Raw genomic sequence first — 21419 nt, forward strand, 5'->3', positions numbered from 1 at the left:
AGCCGCCCGTCGCGGGCGGCTCCGCCCTCTCTCAGCCGGTGACCGTCGTCGGCGCGTCCTGCGCCTCGGCGTCGGCCTCGACCTGGGGAGGCGCCGAGAGGAGCTGCAGCACACCGATCACGGCCAGCGCGACGAGGATCACCCCGAACACCAGGCCGGGCGTCGGGGTGTCCGCGAGGATGATCACGAGTGCGCCGGCGGCTCCGACCACCCACCGGGTCACGACCCGGTACCGGTAGAGCCACACACCGAACGCTCCCGTGCTCAGACCGCGACCAGCACCCCAGCCACGCAGCGCGCCCGCACCGCCGGAGGCGGAACGACGCGCCGCGAGCGCCGCGGCCGAGCCGCCCGCGAAGAACGCGATGACCGCGACGAGCAGACCGACGACCGCGACGGTCCGCATGGAGATGCGCATGAACCGCACGAGGCCCTCGAACAACGTGGTCGCGGCGGCGCCCGACGAACCCGCGGGCAGGGCGCCGACGATCGCGTTCCGGGCGATCGCGAGCCCGACCGCCAGCAGCAGCATGCCGACGACCACGGCCAGCGCGGCGGCCACCGTCATGCGCGCACGCCGGGGCGCTACCAGCACGCCGGCGACGAGGAACGCGAGCGCGATCCACGGCAGCCAGTCCCCCAGGGTCTTCATGAGCTGGTAGCCGTGCCGCAGCTGCACGAGCGAGTCCGACTGCGCCACCGCTACCGTCGGGTTGATCTCAGGCAGGCTCGCCGCGATGCCGAGACCTGCGTCGACGAGCTTCTGCTTCACGGCGTCGATCACGGGTCCGAGCTGCAAGGTCAGGTTGCCCTCGTCGTCGAGCTGCGCCACCGTCGTCGGGTCGCCCTCCAGGATCGCCGTGAGCTGCTTCTGCGCCGTGCGGTTCACCTGCAGCCAGATCGAGCTGAACGCGTCGGAGTGCACGAACCGCGTGACGACGCGTGTGACGAGCGTGTCGACGCCGTTCTGGAGCGGTGTCTCGAGCAGCCCGATCCGGTCCGTGAGCTGCTGGGGCGCGCCCTGCTGGACGAGGAACGCCTGCAGCTCGTCGGTCACCTGGCTCACGTCGATGCGGGACGTGATCGCGTCCGAGGTCCGCACGATGATGGCGTTCTGGATCGCAGGCTTCTCCGACAGCGGTGCGACCGTCTCGAGGTATCGGTCGGGGTCGGTGATCGTGCGCTCGGCCCAGGCGGACACCAGGCCGATGGGCGCGAGCAGCGCACCGATCGCGACGAGCGCGACGGCCACCCAGCGGCGCGTGCGCAGCGACGACGTGCGGTGCGCCGCGGGCTCCACGACGGCGACGGCGGCCTGCGCCTGCGCCACCTGGCGTCGGAGCTCGGCGTTCTCGCGTTCGAGCCGGGCGATCTGCTCCGCGTCCGCGGCCGCGGCGACGTCGATCACGTCGGTGTCGGCCTCCGAGGGGTGCTGCGAGGGCAGGTCCTCGGCACCGCGCACCGGCTCGGGCTCCTCCCCCTGCGGGGTCGACGACTTACGGGGACGGGGCGGCGTCATCATGCCTCCAGCGGTGGGCGAGCGTGACCGGACGAGGACCGGCAACGACGATCCTGCCAGCGCAAACGCCCCAGGACGAGGGGCCACGACACATCGTCCGACGGATCTCACCGATCGGACCCGTCTCGGCCGGTAGGTTGCTACTGACGCCTCATGCCGACCAGAGGACGACGATGGCGGAGCCAGGCAGCGAGCAGCTCACGAGGACGCGTGAGCGACCCCCCACGTGGTTGCCGCGCGCCCTGCTCATGACGGTCGTGGCGACGATCGCCGGCGTCCTCGTCTGGCGTGCTCTCGGGCTGCTGACCCACGTCATCACGATCGTGATCCTGTCCTGGTTCATCGCGCTCGCGATGGAGCCGTCGATCCGCTGGCTCGTCCGGCACCGCATCCGCCGGACCCGCGCGACGGGCATCGTGATGTCCACGGCGATCGTCGGCGGCGGCCTGGTGCTCGTGCTGTTCGGCGGCCTCTTCGTCCAGCAGCTCGTCGACCTGGTGAGGTCGCTGCCCCAGTACTACGCGGACCTCGCCGGCTGGCTCGACTCCACGTTCGACGTGCAGATCCCCACGGCGGACGACGCGGTGGACACGATCGCTGCGCACTGGAAGGACCTCGCGCCGGGCGTCGTCGGTGCCGGGGTCTCGCTCGTCGGCGCGTTGTTCACGCTGAGCGCGATCCTGCTCGTCGTCTACTACATGGCGAGCCAAGGACCGCGGTTCCGTGCGGCCGTCCTGAGCTTCTTCGCGCCCGCACGGCAGGTCGAGGTGCTGCGGCTGTGGGAGGTGTCGCAGGAGAAGATCGCGGACTTCATCTCGTCCCGACTGGTCCTGGCCGGCCTGTCGACGGCCTTCACCTTCGTGTTCCTCACGATCGTCCGCGTGCCGTACGCACTGCCGCTCGCCGCGTTCACCGGCATCGTGTCGCAGTTCGTGCCGACGATCGGCACGTACATCGGCGGGGCCCTGCCGGTGGCCGTCGCGCTCACGATCTCACCCGCCAAGGGCATCCTCGTGCTGGCGTTCATCATCGCCTACCAGCAGGTGGAGAACCTGATCTTCTCCCCCAAGGTCTCCGCACGCTCGCTCGAGATCAACCCCGCGGTCTCGTTCCTCGGCGTCATCGCGTTCGGAGCCGTGTTCGGCGCGATGGGTGCCTTCCTCGCGCTGCCGGTCATCGCGACCATCCAGGCCGTCTCGCACACCTACGTGCGCCGGCACGAGCTCGTGGACTCCCCGCTGCTGCAGGAGGACGTCGCGGCCCTGCGTCGGCGCCACGGCTGGACGGAGGTCGACGACGCCGTCGACGAGGAGACCGACCCGTCGGCAGATCAGCCGTAGAAGACGCGTTCGACGACCGTCCGGGCACGCCGCGCCGTGCGCAGGTAGTCCTGCTCGAGCTCGCCGCCCGAGCCCGGCGGGTAGCCGACGACGCGCGCGACGCCCGCGAGCGCCTGCCGGTCGTGCGGCAGCACGTCCGCGTGCGCGCCCTCGGTCCGGCCGGTCCACAGCACGTTCGCGTCGCGCAGGCGGGACGCGAGCTCCCAGGACTCGACGAGCGTCTGACGATCGGCCTCGTCGAGCAGCCCGGCCTCGGTGGCGGCACGCAGCGCCTGGGTCGTCGAGGTCGTCCGCAGCCCGGGCACGTCGTGCGCGTGGCACAGCTGCAGGAGCTGCGCGGTCCACTCGACGTCGGAGATCCCGCCGCGGCCCAGCTTGAGGTGGCGCGCCGGGTCGACACCGCGCGGGAGCCGCTCCGACTCGACGCGCGCCTTGATGCGACGCACCTCGCGGACCGTCGCAGGGTCCAGGCCGCCGTCCGGGTAGCGCAGCGGCGCGACGAGCTCGACGAACCGACGCCCGAGCTCGTCGTCGCCCGCCACGGGACGCGCACGCAGCAGCGCCTGGCTCTCCCAGGGCGACGACCATCGTCCGTAGTACTCGGCGTAGGCGTCGAAAGACCGCACGAGCGGGCCGTTGCGCCCCTCCGGACGCAGGTCGGCGTCGACGCTGAGCGTGGGCTCGGGTCCGACCGCCCCCAGCAGCGCGCGGACCTTCGTGGCGGTCGCGAGCGCGAACTCCTGGGCGAGCACCGGGTCGGCGCCCGGGACGGGGTCGTGCACGAACAGCACGTCGGCGTCCGACGAGTAGCCCATCTCGCGGCCGCCCAGGCGTCCCATGGCGACGACGAGGAACCGCGTCGGGTCGTCGTCCAGGCCGCGCTCGTGGCGTACCTCCCACAGCGCGACGCGCACCGTGCCGACGAGCACGACGTCCGCGGCGCGCGTGAGGCTCGCGGCGGCCCGGGTGCCCGTGACGACGCCCAGCACGTCGGCCGCGGCGGTGCGTGCGAGCTCCCGGCGGCGCAGACCGCGCAGGAGACCGGCGGCGGCGGTCGGGTCGTCGGCGCGGGTGAGCACCGCGTCGACCTCCGCGGCGAGTCGTTCCTGCGAGCGCGGTTCGAGCTCGTCGTCCTCGGCGAGCCACCCGACCGACTCGGGCGAGCGCGTCAGCGCGTCGGCGACGTACCTGCTCGTCGCGAGCACGCGCGCGAGGCGCTGCGCCGCCGCCGCCGAGTCGCGCAGGAGCTTGAGGTACCAGTGCGTCGCACCGAGCTCGTCGGACAGCCGCCGGAACGCGAGCAGCCCGCCATCGGGATCGGGGCCGTCGGCGAACCAGCCGAGCATCACGGGCAGCAGCTGACGCTGGATCGCCGCGCGGCGCGAGACGCCCTCGGTGAGCGCGGCGATGTGCCGCAGCGCGCCCGCGGGGTCGCGGTAGCCGATCGCCGCGAGGCGCGCGCGGGCCGCGTCGGGGGCGAGGCTCGCCTCCTCCGCGGACAGCTGCGCCGTGGCGGGCAGCAGCGGGCGGTAGAAGAGCTCCTCGTGCAGACCGCGGACCTCGCGGCGCACCGAGCGCCAGCGTTCGAGCAGGCCTGCCGAGCCCTCGGCCCGCAGGCCGACCGAACGCGCCAGCCGGCGCAGGTCCGCGTCCGCCGTGGGCAGCAGGTGCGTGCGTCGCAGCCGATAGAGCTGGATCCGGTGCTCGAGCAGCCGCAGGAACCGGTAGCAGACCGCGAGCCGCGCGGCGTCGTCACGTCCGACGTAGCCGCCGGCGGCGAGCGCCGCGAGCGCCGTGAGCGTGCTGGGGCTCCGGATCTCCTCGTCGGCCCGGCCGTGCACCAGCTGGAGCAGCTGCACGGTGAACTCGACGTCCCGCAGACCTCCGATGCCGAGCTTGAGCTGGCGGTCCGCCTCGGCGGCGGGAACGTGCTGCTCGACGCGACGGCGCATCGCCTGCGAGTCCTCGACGAAGTGCTCTCGCTGCACGGCCGCCCACACGAACGGCTGCGTGAGCTCGACGTACCGCGCACCCAGCTCACGGTCGCCCGCCAGCGGTCGGGCCTTGAGCAGCGCCTGGAACTCCCACGTCTTGGCCCAGCGCTCGTAGTACGCGCGATGGCTCTCGAGCGTGCGCACGAGCGGGCCGTCCTTGCCCTCGGGTCGCAACGCCGCGTCGACCGGCCACAGCGCGGGTTCACCCGACGTCGAGGCGCATGCGCGTGCGAGCCCAGCCGCCAGGCGCGCGCCCGCCGCGAGCGCGTCGGCCTCGTCGACCCCGTCGACCGGCTCCGCGACGTAGACCACGTCCACGTCGGAGACGTAGTTGAGCTCGCGGCCCCCTCCCTTGCCCATGCCGATCACGGCGAGGCGCACGCCCCGCCCGTGGTCGTCCAGGTCGGCGCGAGCCAGCGCGAGCGACGCCTCGAGCGCGGCACCCGCGAGGTCGGCGAGCGCTGCGGCGACGCCCGGCAGGCGGCTGAGCGGGTCGCTCGCGGTGAGGTCACTGGCCGCGATGCGCAGCAGGCGAGCGCGGTAGGCACGGCGCATCGCGTCGACCCCGGGCGGCCCGACGAGGGTCGCGACCGGCATGTCGTCGTCCGGCGCCGCGCCGACCGCCTGCAGGAGCTCGGCGCGCACGTCGGCGACGGGGACGCCCGTCCCGGGCTCGTCGTCCGCGAGCACGCGCAGGTTCGCGGGGTGCGCGACGAGCGTGTCGCCCAGCGCGACCGACGCACCGACGACCGCAAGCAGACGAGCTCGCGCAGGACCGTCCTCGGTGAGGATCTCGCGCAGCAGCGAGCGCAGCGCGTCGTCCGTCCGCACCGCCCCGGCGAGCTTCGCGAGGGTCAGCAGGGCCGCGTCCGGGTCGGCGACCTCGGCGAGCGGGCCCACCAGGACGTCGGGCGCGTCGGGCAGCACCTCGAGCAGCGCGGCGTCGGTGACGAGCCGCTCGGCCCGCGGGACGTCGTCCACGCCCGCGCGCGTCAGCCGCCCCGCGAGGCTGGCCCCGCGTGCATCGCTCACGAGGGCACCGCCCGATGCCCGTGCTCCCGCCGCACCACTGGGCTCACAGCACCGGCAGGAACCGCCGCAGCTCGTACGGCGTGACCTGCGCCCGGTACTCGTCCCACTCCTGACGCTTGTTGCGCAGGAAGAAGTCGAAGACGTGCTCTCCCAGCGTCTCGGCCACCAGCTCCGAACGCTCCATCACCGAGATCGCGGCCTCGAGCGACTGCGGCAGCGGCTCGATGCCGAGCGCGCGACGCTCCGCGTCGGTCAGCTCCCACACGTCGTCCTCGGCGCCCTCGGGCAGCTCGTAGCCCTCCTCGATGCCCTTGAGGCCGGCCGCGAGCATCACCGCGAACGCCAGGTACGGGTTGGTCGCGGCGTCGACCGCGCGGTACTCGATCCTGCTCGAGTTGCCCTTGCCGGGCTTGTACATCGGCACGCGCACGAGCGCGGAGCGGTTGTTGTGGCCCCAGCAGATGTAGCTCGGCGCCTCGGCACCGCCCCACAGGCGCTTGTAGGAGTTGACGAACTGGTTGGTGACCGCCGTGATCTCCGCGGCGTGCGTGAGCAGCCCGGCGATGAACGATCGCGCGACCTTGGACAGCTCGAGGTGGCCACCGGGCTCGTAGAACGCGTTGCGGTCGCCCTCGAACAGGGACAGGTGGGTGTGCATGCCCGAGCCCGGCTGGTCCGCGAGCGGCTTGGGCATGAACGAGGCGAAGACGCCCTGCTCGAGCGCGACCTCCTTGACGACCGTGCGGAACGTCATGATGTTGTCCGCCGTCGTCAGCGCGTCGGCGTAGCGCAGGTCGATCTCGTTCTGGCCCGGGCCGGTCTCGTGGTGGGAGAACTCCACCGAGATGCCCATCGACTCGAGCATCGTGATCGCGGCGCGGCGGAAGTCGTGTGCGGTGCCGCGCGGGACGTGGTCGAAGTAGCCGCCCTGGTCGACCGGGACGAGCGGCAGGTTCGGGTCCGCCGGCGCGTCGAAAAGGTAGAACTCGACCTCGGGGTGCGTGTAGAAGGTGAAGCCCTTGTCGCTGGCCCGGTTCAGCGCGCGCTTGAGCACGTTGCGCGAGTCCGCGAGCGACGGCTCGCCGTCGGGCGTCAGCAGGTCGCAGAACATGCGGGCCGTGCCGTGACGCTCGCCGCGCCAGGGCAGCACCTGGAACGTCGACGGGTCCGGCTTGGCGATCATGTCCGCCTCGTAGACCCGGGTCAGGCCCTCGATCGCGCTACCGTCGAAGCCGATCCCCTCGGCGAACGCGGCCTCCAGCTCGGCCGGCGCGACCGCGACCGACTTGAGGATGCCGAGCACGTCGGTGAACCAGAGACGGATGAAGCGGATGTCCCGCTCCTCGACCGTGCGGAGAACGAACTCCTGCTGCCTGTCCATAGCGTACATCCTGCCTGATCGTGGCTCGTGCGGGGCGCCATCTCGGCGACCGGTCGGCACGCGTCGCGCGTGCCCTCGATAGTCTCGGTCCATGCCCCGCCCTCGGATCGCGCTCGCCCAGGTCGACACGTGCGTCGGCGACGTCGCCGGGAACGCGGCGACGGTCCTCGAGTGGTCACGCCGGGCCGCTGACGCGGGCGCCGACGTCGTCGTGTTCCCCGAGATGACCCTCACCGGCTACCCGATCGAGGACCTCGCCCTGCGGGCGTCGTTCCGCCGCGGTGCCTCCGCTGCACTCGACGGCCTGGCCCGCGACCTGGTGTCGGCCGGGCTGGGCGACCTCGCGGTGCTCGTCGGGACGGTCGGTGAGGTCACGCGTGGCGACGGGCGCACCCGGCCCACGAACCGGGCGGTCCTCGTGCGTGGCGGCACGGTCGAGGCGACCTACGACAAGCACCACCTGCCGAACTACGGCGTCTTCGACGAGGCGCGCATCTTCGCCTCGGGGGACGACGTGTGCGTGATCGAGGTCGCGGGTGCGCACCTCGGCGTCGTGATCTGCGAGGACATCTGGCAGGACGGCGGGCCCGTCTCGCAGATGGACGCGCGCGAGGTCGACGCGCTGCTGGTGCTCAACGGGTCACCGTTCGAGGAGGGCAAGGGGCACGTGCGCACCGACCTCGCCGTGCGCAGGGCTGCGGAGGTCACGGCACCGGTCGCCTACGTCAACCTCGTCGGCGGGCAGGACGACCTGGTGTTCGACGGCGGGTCGTTCGTCGTCGCCGAGGACGGGTCGCTGCTCGCGACCGCGCCGCAGTTCGTCGAGCACCTGCTCGTCTGGGACCTGGGCGAGCAAGGACCGCAGGTGCCCGCGCTGCAGCCCGACGAGGAGACCTACCGCGCGCTCGTCACCGGGCTGGCCGGCTACGTGCGCAAGAACGGGTTCCGATCCGTGGCGCTCGGCCTGTCGGGCGGGATCGACTCGGCGCTCGTCGCGGCGATCGCGGCCGACGCGATCGGCGGCGAGAACGTGCACGGCGTCTCGATGCCGTCGGTGTACTCGTCCGAGCACAGCAAGGACGATGCCGAGGACCTCGCGCGGCGCATCGGCGCGCACTACCGCGTGCAGCCGATCAAGCCGATGGTGGACGCGTTCCAGGGCGAGCTCGGGCTCACCGGTGTCGCCGAGGAGAACCTGCAGGCGCGCATGCGCGGCGTGATCCTCATGGCACTGTCCAACTCCGAGGGTCACCTCGTGCTGGCGACCGGCAACAAGTCCGAGCTCGCGGTCGGGTACTCGACGATCTACGGCGACGCCGTCGGCGGGTTCGCGCCGCTCAAGGACGTCGACAAGTCACGCGTCTGGGCGCTGTCGCGGTGGCGCAACGACCACGCCCTCGACGCGGGTGAGATCCCGCCGATCCCCGAGTCCTCGATCACCAAGCCTCCGAGCGCCGAGCTGCGCCCCGGCCAGGTGGACCAGGACTCGCTGCCGCCCTACGACCTGCTCGACGAGGTGCTGGACGCGTACGTCGAGCACGCCGAGGGTCGCGCCGAGCTGCTCGCGCGCGGGTTCGACGCCGAGGTCGTGGACAAGGTCCTCTCGCTCGTCGACCGCGCCGAGTGGAAGCGCCGCCAGTACCCGCTGGGCCCGAAGGTCACCGCGCTCGCGTTCGGGCGGGACCGGCGCCTGCCGGTCACGAGCCGCTGGCGTGAGCCGTGACCCCCGACCCCCACGCAGAACCGCTCGACGCAGAACCGCTCGACGCAGAACCGCTCGGCACGACGAAGGAGCTCCCCCGATGACCACCCCGAAGCGCGTTCGTGTGCACCACCTGCGCGAGGCCAAGGACCGCGGCGAGCGACTCACGATGCTGACGGCCTACGACGCCGTGACGGCGCGCATCTTCGACGAGGCCGGCGTCGACATGCTGCTCGTCGGCGACTCGATCGGGAACACGATGCACGGGGACGCCACGACGCTGCCCGTGACGCTCGACGAGATCGTCGTGGCTGCGCGCTCGGTCGCGCGTGGGGCGCAGCGCGCGTTCGTCGTCGCCGACCTGCCGTTCGGCACCTACGAGGCCGGTCCGGAGCAGGCGCTCGCGTCCGCGGTACGCGTCATGAAGGAGACCGGCGTCTCCGCGGTGAAGTTCGAGGGCGGCCGCCGCGTGGTGCCGCAGATCCGAGCGCTCACGGAGGCGGGCATCCCCGTGGTCGCGCACCTCGGCTACACGCCGCAGTCGGAGAACCTGCTCGGTGGTCCCCGCGTGCAGGGACGCGGCGACGAGGCCGCGGAAGCACTGAGCGCGGACGCCGTGGCTGTCGCCGAGGCCGGCGCGGTCGCCGTCGTCCTGGAGATGGTGCCGGCGCCGGTCGCGGCCCGTGTCACGGAGATCGTGCAGATCCCGACGATCGGCATCGGGGCGGGCGCCGAGTGCGACGGCCAGGTGCTCGTGTGGGTCGACATGGCGGGCATGACGGACTGGTCGCCGCGGTTCGCGAAGCGGTTCGGCGAGGTCGGCGCCGCGCTGCGTGCCGCCGCGTCCTCGTACGTCGAGGAGGTGCGCGGCGGGACGTTCCCCGACGCGGCCCACCAGTTCGACGCGTGAGGGCGGGCGCGTGAGGCGGGCGCTGCTCGCGCTCGCGGTCCTCGCTGGAGCCGTCGGCCTGACGCTGGCGGTCCCGCTGCTGGGCGGCGCCCTCGGCGTGGCGCAGCTCGTGTCGTTCCGGGCGGTCGTGGCGCTCGCCGCGGTCGTGGTCGCGCTCGTCGCCCTCGGTGCCGGGGCACTCACCCGGTCGGTTCGGCTCGTCGTCCCGCTCGTCGTCGTGCTCGTCGTCGCCGCCCTCGCCCAGATCGGCGTGCTGGCCGCCCGCGCAGTCCCGCGATCGCAGGTGGACGCCGACGGCCCCAGGCTCACCGTCCTGTCCTTCAACACGCTCGGCACCGTGCGGCCCGACGAGCTGGCGCGGCTCGTCGAGAGCACCGGCGCGGACGTCGTCGTCCTGCCCGAGACCTCCGAGCAGACCGCGGTCCGGACCGCGACTCTCCTCGCCGACGAGGGCCGGACGATGCAGGTCCACGCGGCCGCGAGCCGGTCGGCCTACGTGGACGGCGTCGCCCTGCTCGTGTCGCCCGCCGTCGGCGACTACCCGGACGCGACGTCGCTCGGGATGGAGCACGGGGCGCTGCGAGCTCGGCCCTCCGGCACCGGCCCCGTCCTGGTCGCCGTCCACCCGGTCGCGCCCGTGGCGGCCGACGCGATGGGCACCTGGCGACGGGAGACCCGCGAGGCGGCCGACGAGTGCGCGATCCCCGGTGCGATCGTCGCGGGCGACCTCAACGCGACGCTCGACCACCCCGGGCTTCGTCACCTGCGGTGCACCGACGCCGCACGCGCCGTCGGCCAGGCGTGGCATGGGACGTGGCCCGCGAGCACACCCGGCTGGCTGGCGACCCCGATCGACCACGTGCTCGTCGACGGTGCCACCTGGCGCGTCGATGACTTCCGCGTGCTGCCCGCCACGGGCGGCAGCGACCACCGACCCGTCGTCGCCGTCCTCACGCACCGCCAGCCGCACGCCGGGCTCGGCGATCAGTAGCCCGTGTACCTGCCCGGCCGGTGGTTGAGCGCGAGGATCACGTTGAGCAGCACCGCACCCAGCGCGGACAGCGCGACCGTCGTGGGGTCCGTCACGGTGAACGCGCACAGCACGACGACCGAGTCGAGCGCCATCTGCACGTACCCCGCCCGCCAGCCGGCTCGTTCCTGCGCGATCAGCGCGACGATGTTGAACCCGCCGACGCTCGCCCGGTGCCGGAACAGGATGAGCAGCCCGACGCCGGCCAGGACGTTGCCCGCGACGACGCCGTAGGGCGTGGGCATGTGCAGCGTCCCGAGCATCGCCGGGTGCAGCGCGCTGAACCCGGACACCAGCCCGATGCACAGCGCGGTGCGCAGCGTGAAGTCCCACCCCTTCTTCGAGACGGCCAGCACCAGGAAGGGGACGTTGACCAGCGCGAACAGCACTCCGAAGGGGACGGACACGACGTTGACCAGGAGCAGCGACAACCCCGCCGTCCCACCCGTCACGGCATGCACCTCGTGCAGCAGGAACAGCCCGAGCGACAGCACGAACGTGCCGGTCAGCAGCCCGACGACGTCCTCGACGACCGAGTGACGGACGACCGGCCAGGCATCGGTGGGCACGCGCTGGACCGCCTTCCGGGCCGGCTGCTGGCTCAGCGCTGCTCGTCCTCCTCGTCCCACGCCTTCGCGCGGGCCTTCGCCTTCTCGATCGCGTGCGCCGCCTCGTCGCGCGACGGGTACGGACCCATCACCTTGCTCCAGTCGCTCTGGCGACCCTCCTCGACCTCGTGCGTCTCGGTGTTGAACCAGTACTCGGTGGCCATGTGAGTCCTCTCCTGTCGGTCGGCGTTCGTAGACTGCCAGCATGTCGATCTCGTCCGCCCGCGCCGCGCTCGTGCCCGGAACCGTCAGCCCGCGTCGGGCCGTCCCGCCGACCATCGCGCGACCGGAGTACGTCGGCAAGCCGGGACCGCAGCAGTGGACCGGGTCGGACGTGTTCGACGCCGACACGATCGAGCGCATCCGGGTGGCGGCGCGCATCGCTGCGCAGGCCCTCGCGGAGGTCGGCCGGCACGTCGAGCCCGGTGTCACCACCGACGAGCTCGACCGCATCGGGCACGAGTTCATGGTCGACCACGGCGCCTACCCGTCGACCCTCGGCTACCGCGGCTTCCCCAAGGCGCTGTGCACCTCGGTCAACGAGGTGATCTGCCACGGCATCCCGGACTCGACGGTCGTGCAGGACGGCGACATCGTGAACGTCGACGTCACGGCGTACATCGGCGGGGTGCACGGGGACAACAACGCGACGTTCCTCGCGGGCGACGTCGACGAGGAGTCGCGGCTGCTCGTCGAGCGCACGCAGGAGGCGCTCGCGCGCGCGATCAAGGCGGTCCGCCCCGGGCGTGAGCTCAACGTGATCGGCCGGGTGATCGAGAAGTACGCGGCGCGCTTCGGCTACGGGGTCGTGCGCGACTACACGGGTCACGGCGTCGGCCCGGCGTTCCACACGGGCCTCGTGGTCCCGCACTACGACGCAGCGCCGATGTACGACACCGTGATGGAGCCCGGCATGGTCTTCACCATCGAGCCGATGCTGAACCTGGGAACTCCTGATTGGATCATGTGGGACGACGACTGGACGGTCGTGACGGCCGACGGCCGCCGCAGCGCGCAGTTCGAGCACACCCTGCTGGTCACCGATGACGGAGCGGAGATCCTGACACTGCCATGAGCAAGCACTCGAAGAAGCACGAGACGGCGTTCGGCATCGACATCGGCGGCAGCGGCATCAAGGGCGCTCCTGTCGACCTGCACGACGGCGAGTTCGCCGACGACCGGCTGCGCATCCCGACGCCGCAGCCTGCGACGCCCGACGCGGTGGCGAAGACCGTTGCGGAGATCGTCGACTCGTTCGACCTGGGCAAGCACGTGCCGATCGGCGTCACGTTCCCGGCCGTCATGCTGCACGGCGTCGCGCAGTCGGCTGCCAACGTCGACGAGTCGTGGATCGGCACCGACGCTGAGAAGCTCTTCAGCAAGGCGACCGACCGCACGGTCGTGGCCGTCAACGACGCCGACGCCGCCGGGTACGCCGAGGTGCTGTACGGCGCGGCGAAGGACGTCAAGGGCGTCGTGCTCGTCGTCACGCTCGGCACGGGCATCGGGTCGGCACTGGTCGTCGACGGTCGGCTCGTTCCCAACACCGAGCTCGGGCACCTCGAGATCGACGGCCACGACGCGGAGTCGCGTGCGGCCGAGTCCGCGCGCGACCGGGACGGTCTCGACTGGGAGCAGTGGGCACAGCGGCTGCAGCGCTACTTCTCCGTCGTCGAGAACCTGTTCTGGCCCGACCTCATCGTCGTGGGCGGCGGCGTCAGCAAGCACGACGAGGACTTCCTGCCGCTGCTCGACCTGCGCACCAAGATCGTGCCCGCGAAGCTGCGCAACGCCGCGGGCATCGTCGGGGCGGCCGCACTCGCGGCAGAGGCCGACGACTGACCGGGCTCACTCCCCCAGCACGGGCTTGAGCTCCTCGATGTGCCACCGGCGCCGCTCGCGCACGACGAGCACGCCGGCGGCCACGGCCACCACCAGGAACCCGAGCACGACGACGACGTCGCGCCAGAACCGGCCGTCGGGACCGCCGGTCATCGCGATCCGCAGGCCGTCGACCACGTAGGTCATCGGCAGCACCGGGTGGATCGCCTGGAAGAAGCCCGGCAACGTCTGCACGGGGTAGATCCCCGCGCAGCTGGTGAGCTGCAGCATCAGCAGCGCGAGCGCGATCGACGACCCGACGACGCCGAACGCGGTGCGCAGCGTGTGCGCCACCGCGGTGAACGCGAGCGACGCGAGCACGACGAGCAGCAGCAGGCCGGGCCACGACACCGGGTCCAGGCCGAGCGCGAGCGCGATCACCGCCGTGAGCACGAGCGCGCCCGCGACCCCGATCGCCGCGACCGGCAGGAAGCCCGCGAGCGCGACGGTCACGGATCGCGCGCGTGACGCGAGCCCTCGCGGGTTCACCGGACGCAGCACGGTGAACGCGACCACGCCGAACACGCACAGCGCGATCCCGAAGAAGAACGGGGCGAGCCCCGCACCGTACGTCGCGGCCTGATGGACGCCGCGCTGCTCGATGAGCGACGGCGAGGAGATGGACTGGGCCGTCGCGTCGGGGTCGGTCACGGACGGCACCTTCGTCGCGGCGCTCGACAGCTTGTCCGCCAGCTCGCCGGCGCCGTCGTGCAGCTTCTGCGTGCCGGTCGCCAGGTCGTCGGCCCCGTCCTGCGCCTTCGCGAGCGCCGGCGTGAGCTTCGCCAGGCCGTCGGCGACGTCACGTGAGCCGGTCGCGAGCCGATCGATGTCCGCCTGCGCCCCTCGGATCTTCGACTGGATCGCCGGCACCTTCGCGTCGACCGCCTTCGCGCGCGAGTGCACGGTCCCCGCCGCGCTCGCGACGTCCTTCGTCGCGTCGACGACGTCGTCGGCTCGCGCGTCGGCCTGCTTCGCCGTCTTGAGCGCACGCACGTAGGCCGGGTCGTCTGCGAGCTCGGGGTGCGCCTTGGCGAGCGCCGTCAGGTCGTCGACGGTCGCCGACGTCCGGCCCGCGAGGCCGTCCGAGCCCGAGGCGACGGCATCGGTGAGGTCGGCGACCGCGCCGGTGAGGTCGTCGGCAGCGTCCGCGACGCCCGGCAGCGCCGGGACGATCTCGTCGACGAGCGGGTCGACGACCGCGGCGATGCGCTCGTCGCCGTCCGCCACCTGGTCCGCGCCGTCGGTGAGCTTGCCGCTCGCGGTCACCGCGTCGCCCAGCCCGTCGGACAGCTTCTCGGCCCCGTCGTGTGCCTTCGTCGCGCCGTCCGCGAGCTGCGTCGCGCCGTCCGCCGCCTGCTCCAGGCCGTCGCGCAGGTCGTCGAGCTGCCCGAACGCGACCCGCAGGTACGCCGCCGTCGCCGCCTGGTTGATGCGTTCCTGCAGCTCGAGCGCCGCCCCCCTGCTCGCGACCGACACGACGAAGCCGTTGGCGCCGTCGCGAGCGAGGATCACGTGCGCCTGCTGCGGGTCCTTCCCGGCGACCGACGCGAGCGACGCGGAGAACTCGCGCGGGATCGTGAGCGTCATCAGGTACGTGCCGTCGGCCAGGCCGCTCGCGGCATCCGCGGCGTCGGTCGTCGTCCAGTCGACCACCGGTTCGGCCTCGAGCTGTTCGACCATCTCGTCACCCGCGGCGACGCGCTCGCCCTGCTCGGTCACGGGCTCGTCCTCGTTGACGACCGCGACCTTGATCGAGCCGACCTTCGAGTACGGGTCCCAGTTGGACCAGAGGTACAGGCCGCCGTACAGCGTCGGGACGATCACGAGGAACGCGATCGCCGCGCGCTCGAGCGGCCGTCGGTAGCGGCGCAGCTCGCTCCACGCGAGCGCCAGCGCGCTCACGACGCGTCCCGCACGTGCTCGGCCGGCGTACGTGGGAGCTCGACGACCCTCGTCGCGCTGCCGCTCTCCCTGCTGGTCGTCGCGAGCACCGCGACACCTGTCGCTGCGATCGCGGCGAGGGTCTCGCCCGCGGCGCGCAGCTCGTCGGCCCGGAGCCCGCGGTCGAGGTCGTCGACCACGAGCACCTCGTGCGGTGCGAGCAACGCGAGCGCGAGGGCCAGGCGGACCTGGTCGAGACGGCCCAGGTGCTCGACCATCGTGGAACGCGGCGCGTCGAGGCCGACGAGCCGCGCGGCCTCGTCGAACGCGAGCGGAGCACCGTTGCCGTCCGTGGGCCGCCCGCGCTCCCAGCGTGAGCGTTCTCTCGCGGACTCCCCGACCGTGAGCCACTCCTGCGGCTCTACCTGCGGCAGCACGCGGGCCACCGAGGTCCGCGCGCGCACGGACCGCGCCGCACCGGCGCCCGCCCGCGCGTGGCTCAGCTCCGCACCCAGCACCCGCAGCGAACCCGCGGTGAATCGTGCGCGTCCGACGAGCGCCAGGAGCAGCATCGACCGTCCCGTCCCACCGCTGCCGACGAGCTCGACGGACTCCCCCGGGTCGACGTCGAGGTCGACGTGCCGGAACACCCAACCCGTACGGAGTCGCAGGCCGAGCCCGCGCGCGACGACCACGGGCGCCGACGCGACGTCGTCGGGCTCGTCGGGCTCGTCGGGCTCGTCCTGCTCGCCGACCGCTGCGTCGTCCTCGACGGCCGGGCCCTCCGTCCGGTCGCCGGCCCACGGCTCGTCCGGTGCATCGTCTACCGACGGTGCGGCGATCTCGGCGGGGTCGGTCACGGGGTCCTCCACGGGCGTCGACGACGGTGCTCCCAGCATGGTCGACCGATGCGGTCGCCGCACCGTGCCTACCTGCTACCCGCTGCTACCCGCGTGCCCGCCGGGACCCAGCGACACCCCGCGCGGTCGCACCCATCCGACGAGCGCGCGGCTCCGAACCCCGCGCATGACGATCCCGCCCTGGCTCTCGAGCCGCGAGCTCGTGATCCTCTCCCACCTGGCCCTGCCGCTGACGCTCGAGCAGATCGGCGCCTCGCTGTTCGTGTCGCGCAACACCGTGAAGACCCAGGTGCGGTCGATCTACGCGAAGCTCGGCGTGAGCGACCGTGCGAGCGCGGTGCGCCGGGCCCACGACCTCGGCCTGCTGCCGGTGAGCGAGCTGCCAGCGCGCGACGCCCCCGAGGTGCCGTTGCCGCACGCCCCGTGGACGGGAGCCCGCAGACCTCCGCGGTACCTGTCGTGACGCGCCCGCGCGCGGATGTCGGTGGGTGCCCGTAGCGTGCGGCCGCATGGGACTCGTGATCTCGCAGCTGACCATCGACGCCTCGGACCCGGTCGCGCTCGCACGGTGGTGGGCGGACGCCCTCGGCTGGCAGCTGGACCCGGACTCGGACGACGAGGAGGTGTCGATCTCCCCCGCCGGTGAGCTGGTCGGCGGCTGGCTCTTCATCCGTGTTCCCGACGCGAAGCAGGTGAAGAACCGGCTGCACGTCGACCTGCGGCCGTCGGACGGCTCCGACCAGGACACCGAGCTGGTCCGGCTCCTCGAGCTGGGGGCGACGCGGGTGGACATCGGCCAGGGCGACGTCCCGTGGCACGTGCTCGCCGACCCGGAGGGGAACGAGTTCTGCCTCCTGCTGCGGACGCCGTCGGCGCTGGCGGAGCTGGTCGCGCAGGAGCACGCCGCCGACTCCGGGCCCGTCGAGGTGCAGTGACGTAGTCGACGTTGTGCCAGGTCGCCGCGCCGCGGGACGCTTGCCTCCCCGCAGGCCCCCCACGCGAGGAGCACCCGTCATGGCGCGTCCGACCACCACCCGACGAGTCGGCATCCTCACCGCGGGCGGTGACAGCCCCGGCCTGAACGCGGCGATCCGCGGGTTCGGAAAGGCCGCGATCGGCCACCACGGCATGGAGCTGTTCGGCTTCCGTGACGGCGTCACGGGGCTCGTCGAGAACCGCTACATCGAGCTCGACTCAGCGCGGCTGTCCGGCATCCTCACGGTCGGCGGCACGATCCTCGGCACGAGCCGCGACAAGGTGCACCGCTGGAACGTCGACGGCGAGACGCGGGACATGGTGCCCACGGTCGTCGAGAATTACGAGGCGCTCGGGCTGGACGCGCTCGTCGTGCTCGGCGGCGGCGGGACCGCCAAGAACGCGCAGCGCCTGGTGGACGCCGGTCTCAACGTCGTGCACCTGCCCAAGACGATCGACAACGACATCGCCGAGACCGACACGACTTTCGGCTTCGCGACGGCCACCGAGATCGCGACCGAGGCGGTGGACCGCGTGCACTCCACCGCGCACAGCCACCACCGGATCATCCTCACGGAGATCATGGGCCACCGGGCAGGCTGGCTGACCCTCGCCGCGGGCATCGCGGGCGGCGCCGACGTGGTGCTCATCCCGGAGATCCCCTACACGGTCGAATCCGTGGCGGACACCATCAAGGCCCGGCTGGAGCGCGGCAGCTCGTTCTCGGTCGTCGCGGTCGCGGAGGGTGCGCGAGACGTCGAGGACACCGCCGACTACGAGGCCGCCCAGTTGCTCGTGCAGGTCGCCAAGACCCCCGAGGCCCGCCGCGCCGCGAAGGCGCACCTCGCGCACGTCGAGGACTCCCAGCGCGAGCACTCGTTCCGGCTCGCGCGTGAGCTCGAGGCCGCGACCGGCCTGGAGTCACGGGTCACGATCCTCGGCTACGTGCAGCGCGGCGGCGCACCGTGCGCCGCGGACCGGCTGCTCGCGACGCGGCTGGGTGCAGCGGCGGCGGACCTCGTGGCGCGGGGCGAGTACGGCGTCATGGTCGCCGCACGCGGCGACGGGACCGTCCCCGTGCCGCTCTCGGACGTCGCCGGCAAGGTCAAGCTGGTGCCGCCGGACCACGGCTGGGTCGAGGCAGCCCGCAAGGTCGGCACGGGCTTCGGAGACTGACGGCGCAGTCGCCTCGGCGGTCTTGTGAGCGGATGAGTCAGTCGGTACGCCGGGTTCGACTATCGGACGCCTGTGACCTGCGATGACGTCCAAGAATCGGCCGCTGACCTGCAGGAACGTCTCACGACGTCTCACGCGTCCTCACGCGGTTTCACGCCAACTCTCGGAGTGTTTTCGGACTGCACGAGCGTCGAGTTTTTCTGACACGCCGTTCCTCGCTCGCGACGACGACCTGTCAGGTGGGGAATTGGCCTCACGTGACAACGAGGTCGGACTGGACGGCGGCACGAGCCCGGCGTCGGCGGCGCGGCCCCACGCGTCGATGACGAGCGCTCGCTCTGTCCCTTGCCGCGCTCCACCGAGCACGCGACGAGCACGGCGAACGGGCCAGCGCTCGCCCTGTCCGGCGGGTTGCACGAGGCCGTCGCCGTGGTTCACGACTACGGCGACCCTCGGCGACGAGACGATGCTGCGCTAGGGCCTTATGCCGGAACGAACGGCCAGGAGAGCCTTTGCGGCCCGATCCAACTGACCCGGTGGCCAATGCGCTGGGTCGTTGGAATACGTGATGTACCTGCTGGGATCTGCGATCGAGTCGGTGCGAATCTCCTGCGTGCGCACTCGACGCCACCCCTTTCCATCTCGCAGCACCAGCAGGGTCGCCAGCACTGGCAGTCCGGTCGACATGACGAGGGGGTCAGCGGCGAAGTCCACGAACTTCGTCACGACCGACCGCCCCGGCACAACGTACGGGTGGGGGAAGTCCTCCATATCGTCGGAGCTCGGCATGATCGATCGGCGGTATTGCTTTGACGGAGCGACTGCCCTTGCCGACCCACTCGTCATGTCGAGGCGGAGGTCGACTACCACCAAGGGTTTCGCTCCCGTGTTGTACAGAGTGATCGGAATCCGGAGCGAAGCACGGTCCGCTCGAACGTGGCCGGAGAACACCACCACGGTCGTCCACGTGAGTCGACCCCGACGCACGTTGATCCACCAGAAGCTCAAGATCGTGAACGCGAGGGCGCACAGCGCGACGATGACGGCGGACGACACGGTCGGGGACGACGACGCAGCCGAGTAGTCGGCAGGGGGCGTCGGCAAGTCATGCCCGTCCCCGGCAGCGATGTGGCCCCAGACGGCGGCGTAGTCGATCGGCACGCTCGGACCGTAGCGCCGGAGGGCCAGCGTGTCTGTACCGTCGACGGCCACGATCTCCGGCGTGTCGTCAGGTCCGTCGCCGGTCGCAGGAGGACGCTCGTCGGCACGCCGACACGAACCCGCGAAGTGACGGTCTGCGACTTGCCTCACGACGCTCTGACGGAGGGGGCGACCGTGACCGTGGAGATGCTGGACGACGTCCTAGAGATCGATCTGTGCGACGAGCACATCGCGACGCTCTTCGGCCCGCTGGCTGCAGCGGGTCAGACGATGCCGACGTCCTAGCGCTCGACGAGCGTGCCTGGTCGGGCCGTCGCCAGTTCGGCGACCGTCACGGTCCACGTCAGAGCGAGGGCAAGCCAGCGGCACGACGTGCCTGATCCGCATCGGTTGCAGTCGAGAGTCCGGAGGCGAACCGTTCGGTCGAGCCTTCCTCGATCGGTCCGGACATGGTCCCCGCGACGACGCCGACGAACTGCCACGCTCCGTTGACACGTGCCACGACTGGACCACCCGAGAATCCAGGGTTTGCGACGACGTCTAGCAGCATCCAGACGCCGTCACCAAGCTTGGGGTTCCGCGTAAAGCCCGCGATGGTGCCGCGCTTCGCTACGGGCAGGGTCACCTCGATACCACCGAGCTCCAGGTCGAACGTCAGTCCGTAAGGGAATCCGAGGATGAAGCACTCCTGCGTGAATCCGATCCCTGTCGAGCTCAGCACCACCGATCCCGGCATCGCCACTGTGTCGAGCTCAGTGCCCGAAAGCAAGAATGCAGCGACGTCGCCTCCCTCTAGCGGATCGCCGACTCGGGTCAGCTCGACGGTCAGCGGCTTCGTACCGTTCGCCCAGGCGTAGGTGATGGTGAAAGTCTCGCTCGGTGCGTCTACGCACAAGTGTTGCGCCGTGACGAGGTAGCGAGAGCCCGGGCCGTCGACGACGAACCCGGTCCCCGGGCGACCGGTCCCCTCGCTCTGAAGCTGAACAACGCGCTGCCAGATTTCGGCGGTGATCGGATCATTCATCCTCGGAGCGTCCCATGCGCGGTTCGCGACGCCGAGCGCGGCGCGCAGGGGCAGGAACGCGCGTGCGGCGTTGCCCCGCTAGCTCGTGCGCCGACACTTAGGCGCCCCGTAGCGCCTGCCCGCCCAGATGCCGAACGTCGGGTGCGTGCGCGCCGCCACCTCGCGCCACAGCCCCAGCATCGGGCATCCCGGGCACAGCGGGATCGCCTCAGCAACCTCAGCCGACGTCGTGCGCGCCGAGATCCACGCACCCGCGCTCGTCGTGCACGGCGCACCCCGCACGATCGCCGCCACCGTCGGCTCGCCGACGAGCGCCGACGCGTCCGCACCCGGACGCGCGGTCGTCCACGTCATGGCCGTCGCGCCCAACCCAGCTCGACCGGCACGTCGTCGTCCGGGACCAGCTCGATCGCCCGGACCCACATCGCCTCAGCCTCGGGCGTGTGACCGTCCTGCAGTTCCTGTCGGATGCGCCAGCACCAGAACGCTTCGCCCGGCGCCCGCAGCGGCCCCGCAGGCTCCCAGGACGGCACGTTAGCCGCCGCAGCGGCCTCTCGGGCGGCGTCCCGAGCGACCACCCGGGCCCACTGCGCACGACGACGGCAGCGCAGCGAGCAGAACAGCACCGGCCGGTGCCGACCGGCTAGCGATTCGCTGCAGCTAAGTCCCGCGCACACTCGGGACACGACGTATCCATCAGGCGGGAGAGGTTGATCGGGTTCAGTGGAGACGATCGGGTCATCGTCGGGCTGATCCGGCCGCGATCGAGATGTATGGCATACATCGGGTTCAGAAAGAAACGAGAACGAGCGCGGGGTGTTCCGGCGACCGCGCCAGAAAGAACCCCGCCCCCGTCGCGCTCGTGACCGTCGTCGTCATGATCGGCTCGCGTGTGCTGAAAGGCTGCGCCACTCTTTGCTCATGCCCGCCTGCCCGCTGCGTAGC

General features: G+C 72.0%; 19 protein-coding genes. 9 read left to right on the top strand and 10 right to left on the bottom strand.

Annotated elements, in window-relative coordinates; all coding sequences use genetic code 11:
• Positions 1–31: 31 nt before the first annotated feature.
• Positions 32–1522, bottom strand: coding sequence for a hypothetical protein (locus AW16_RS0102435; RefSeq protein ID WP_156044023.1), 1491 nt, complete (start codon positions 1520–1522; stop codon positions 32–34).
• Positions 1523–1692: 170 nt separating this feature from the next.
• Between AW16_RS0102435 and AW16_RS0102440 the strand changes: the two genes are divergently transcribed.
• A complete protein-coding gene (locus tag AW16_RS0102440; RefSeq protein ID WP_051681594.1) occupies positions 1693–2859 on the top strand; it encodes an AI-2E family transporter in 1167 nt (388 codons plus the stop codon).
• On the opposite strand, the gene AW16_RS0102445 is transcribed toward AW16_RS0102440, so the two are convergent.
• Together AW16_RS0102445 and AW16_RS0102450 are read right to left on the bottom strand one after the other, a co-directional pair.
• Positions 2850–5885, bottom strand: coding sequence for a bifunctional [glutamine synthetase] adenylyltransferase/[glutamine synthetase]-adenylyl-L-tyrosine phosphorylase (locus AW16_RS0102445; RefSeq protein WP_029287899.1), 3036 nt, complete (start codon positions 5883–5885; stop codon positions 2850–2852). The two genes, AW16_RS0102440 and AW16_RS0102445, sit on opposite strands and share 10 nt — an antisense overlap.
• 43 nt (positions 5886–5928) lie before the next feature.
• Positions 5929–7266 (bottom strand): glutamine synthetase family protein, encoded by a 1338-nt coding sequence (locus tag AW16_RS0102450; protein WP_029287901.1) that lies wholly within the window; start codon positions 7264–7266, stop codon positions 5929–5931.
• Between the two features lie 91 nt (positions 7267–7357).
• On the opposite strand from AW16_RS0102450, the gene AW16_RS0102455 reads away from it, so the two are divergent.
• From AW16_RS0102455 to AW16_RS0102465, 3 genes are all read left to right on the top strand, one after another.
• A complete protein-coding gene (locus tag AW16_RS0102455) occupies positions 7358–8989 on the top strand; it encodes an NAD+ synthase (protein WP_029287903.1) in 1632 nt (543 codons plus the stop codon).
• Positions 8990–9068: 79 nt separating this feature from the next.
• Positions 9069–9878: a 3-methyl-2-oxobutanoate hydroxymethyltransferase gene (panB, locus tag AW16_RS0102460; RefSeq protein ID WP_029287905.1), complete on the top strand. Its 810-nt coding sequence runs from the start codon at positions 9069–9071 to the stop codon at positions 9876–9878.
• Positions 9879–9888: 10 nt separating this feature from the next.
• Entirely contained in the window at positions 9889–10869 is a 981-nt protein-coding gene (locus AW16_RS0102465) for an endonuclease/exonuclease/phosphatase family protein (protein WP_051681595.1), read from the top strand.
• Here AW16_RS0102465 and AW16_RS0102470 read toward each other — a convergent pair.
• Positions 10863–11477, bottom strand: coding sequence for a YitT family protein (locus AW16_RS0102470; protein WP_029287909.1), 615 nt, complete (start codon positions 11475–11477; stop codon positions 10863–10865). The genes AW16_RS0102465 and AW16_RS0102470 overlap by 7 nt on opposite strands.
• 32 nt (positions 11478–11509) lie before the next feature.
• Entirely contained in the window at positions 11510–11680 is a 171-nt protein-coding gene (locus AW16_RS18310) for an SPOR domain-containing protein (RefSeq protein WP_156044024.1), read from the bottom strand.
• Positions 11681–11721: 41 nt separating this feature from the next.
• Here AW16_RS18310 and map point away from each other — a divergent pair, with 41 nt between their 5' ends.
• Entirely contained in the window at positions 11722–12591 is an 870-nt protein-coding gene (map, locus tag AW16_RS0102480; protein WP_029287911.1) for a type I methionyl aminopeptidase, read from the top strand.
• Entirely contained in the window at positions 12588–13358 is a 771-nt protein-coding gene (gene ppgK, locus AW16_RS0102485; RefSeq protein WP_029287913.1) for a polyphosphate--glucose phosphotransferase, read from the top strand. Before map ends, ppgK begins: the two co-directional genes overlap by 4 nt.
• Positions 13359–13364: 6 nt before the next feature.
• On the opposite strand, the gene AW16_RS0102490 is transcribed toward ppgK, so the two are convergent.
• Both AW16_RS0102490 and AW16_RS0102495 read right to left on the bottom strand, forming a co-directional pair.
• A complete protein-coding gene (locus tag AW16_RS0102490) occupies positions 13365–15299 on the bottom strand; it encodes a YhgE/Pip domain-containing protein (protein ID WP_029287914.1) in 1935 nt (644 codons plus the stop codon).
• Positions 15296–16138: an ABC transporter ATP-binding protein gene (locus tag AW16_RS0102495; protein ID WP_197021540.1), complete on the bottom strand. Its 843-nt coding sequence runs from the start codon at positions 16136–16138 to the stop codon at positions 15296–15298. Before AW16_RS0102495 ends, AW16_RS0102490 begins: the two co-directional genes overlap by 4 nt.
• Positions 16139–16304: 166 nt before the next feature.
• Here AW16_RS0102495 and AW16_RS17445 point away from each other — a divergent pair, with 166 nt between their 5' ends.
• The 3 genes from AW16_RS17445 (at position 16305) to AW16_RS0102510 (ending at position 18289) form a co-directional block, all read left to right on the top strand.
• On the top strand, positions 16305–16601 hold the full coding sequence (locus tag AW16_RS17445) for a LuxR C-terminal-related transcriptional regulator (RefSeq protein WP_051681597.1): 297 nt from the start codon (positions 16305–16307) through the stop codon (positions 16599–16601).
• A 46-nt stretch (positions 16602–16647) separates the two neighbouring features.
• On the top strand, positions 16648–17073 hold the full coding sequence (locus tag AW16_RS0102505) for a VOC family protein (protein ID WP_034647999.1): 426 nt from the start codon (positions 16648–16650) through the stop codon (positions 17071–17073).
• A 79-nt stretch (positions 17074–17152) separates the two neighbouring features.
• On the top strand, positions 17153–18289 hold the full coding sequence (locus AW16_RS0102510) for a 6-phosphofructokinase (RefSeq protein WP_029287922.1): 1137 nt from the start codon (positions 17153–17155) through the stop codon (positions 18287–18289).
• 474 nt (positions 18290–18763) lie between these two features.
• Here AW16_RS0102510 and AW16_RS0102515 read toward each other — a convergent pair whose 3' ends face one another.
• From AW16_RS0102515 to AW16_RS0102530, 3 genes are all read right to left on the bottom strand, one after another.
• Complete coding sequence (locus AW16_RS0102515) at positions 18764–19450, bottom strand: hypothetical protein (RefSeq protein WP_156044025.1); 687 nt, start codon at positions 19448–19450, stop codon at positions 18764–18766.
• A 343-nt stretch (positions 19451–19793) separates the two neighbouring features.
• Positions 19794–20474, bottom strand: coding sequence for a serine protease (locus AW16_RS0102525; protein WP_029287925.1), 681 nt, complete (start codon positions 20472–20474; stop codon positions 19794–19796).
• Positions 20475–20552: 78 nt separating this feature from the next.
• On the bottom strand, positions 20553–20828 hold the full coding sequence (locus AW16_RS0102530; protein ID WP_029287927.1) for a hypothetical protein: 276 nt from the start codon (positions 20826–20828) through the stop codon (positions 20553–20555).
• Positions 20829–21419 lie beyond the last annotated feature (591 nt).

It is taken from the genome of Cellulomonas sp. HZM (genome assembly GCF_000708885.1).
Classification (GTDB): domain Bacteria; phylum Actinomycetota; class Actinomycetes; order Actinomycetales; family Cellulomonadaceae; genus Cellulomonas.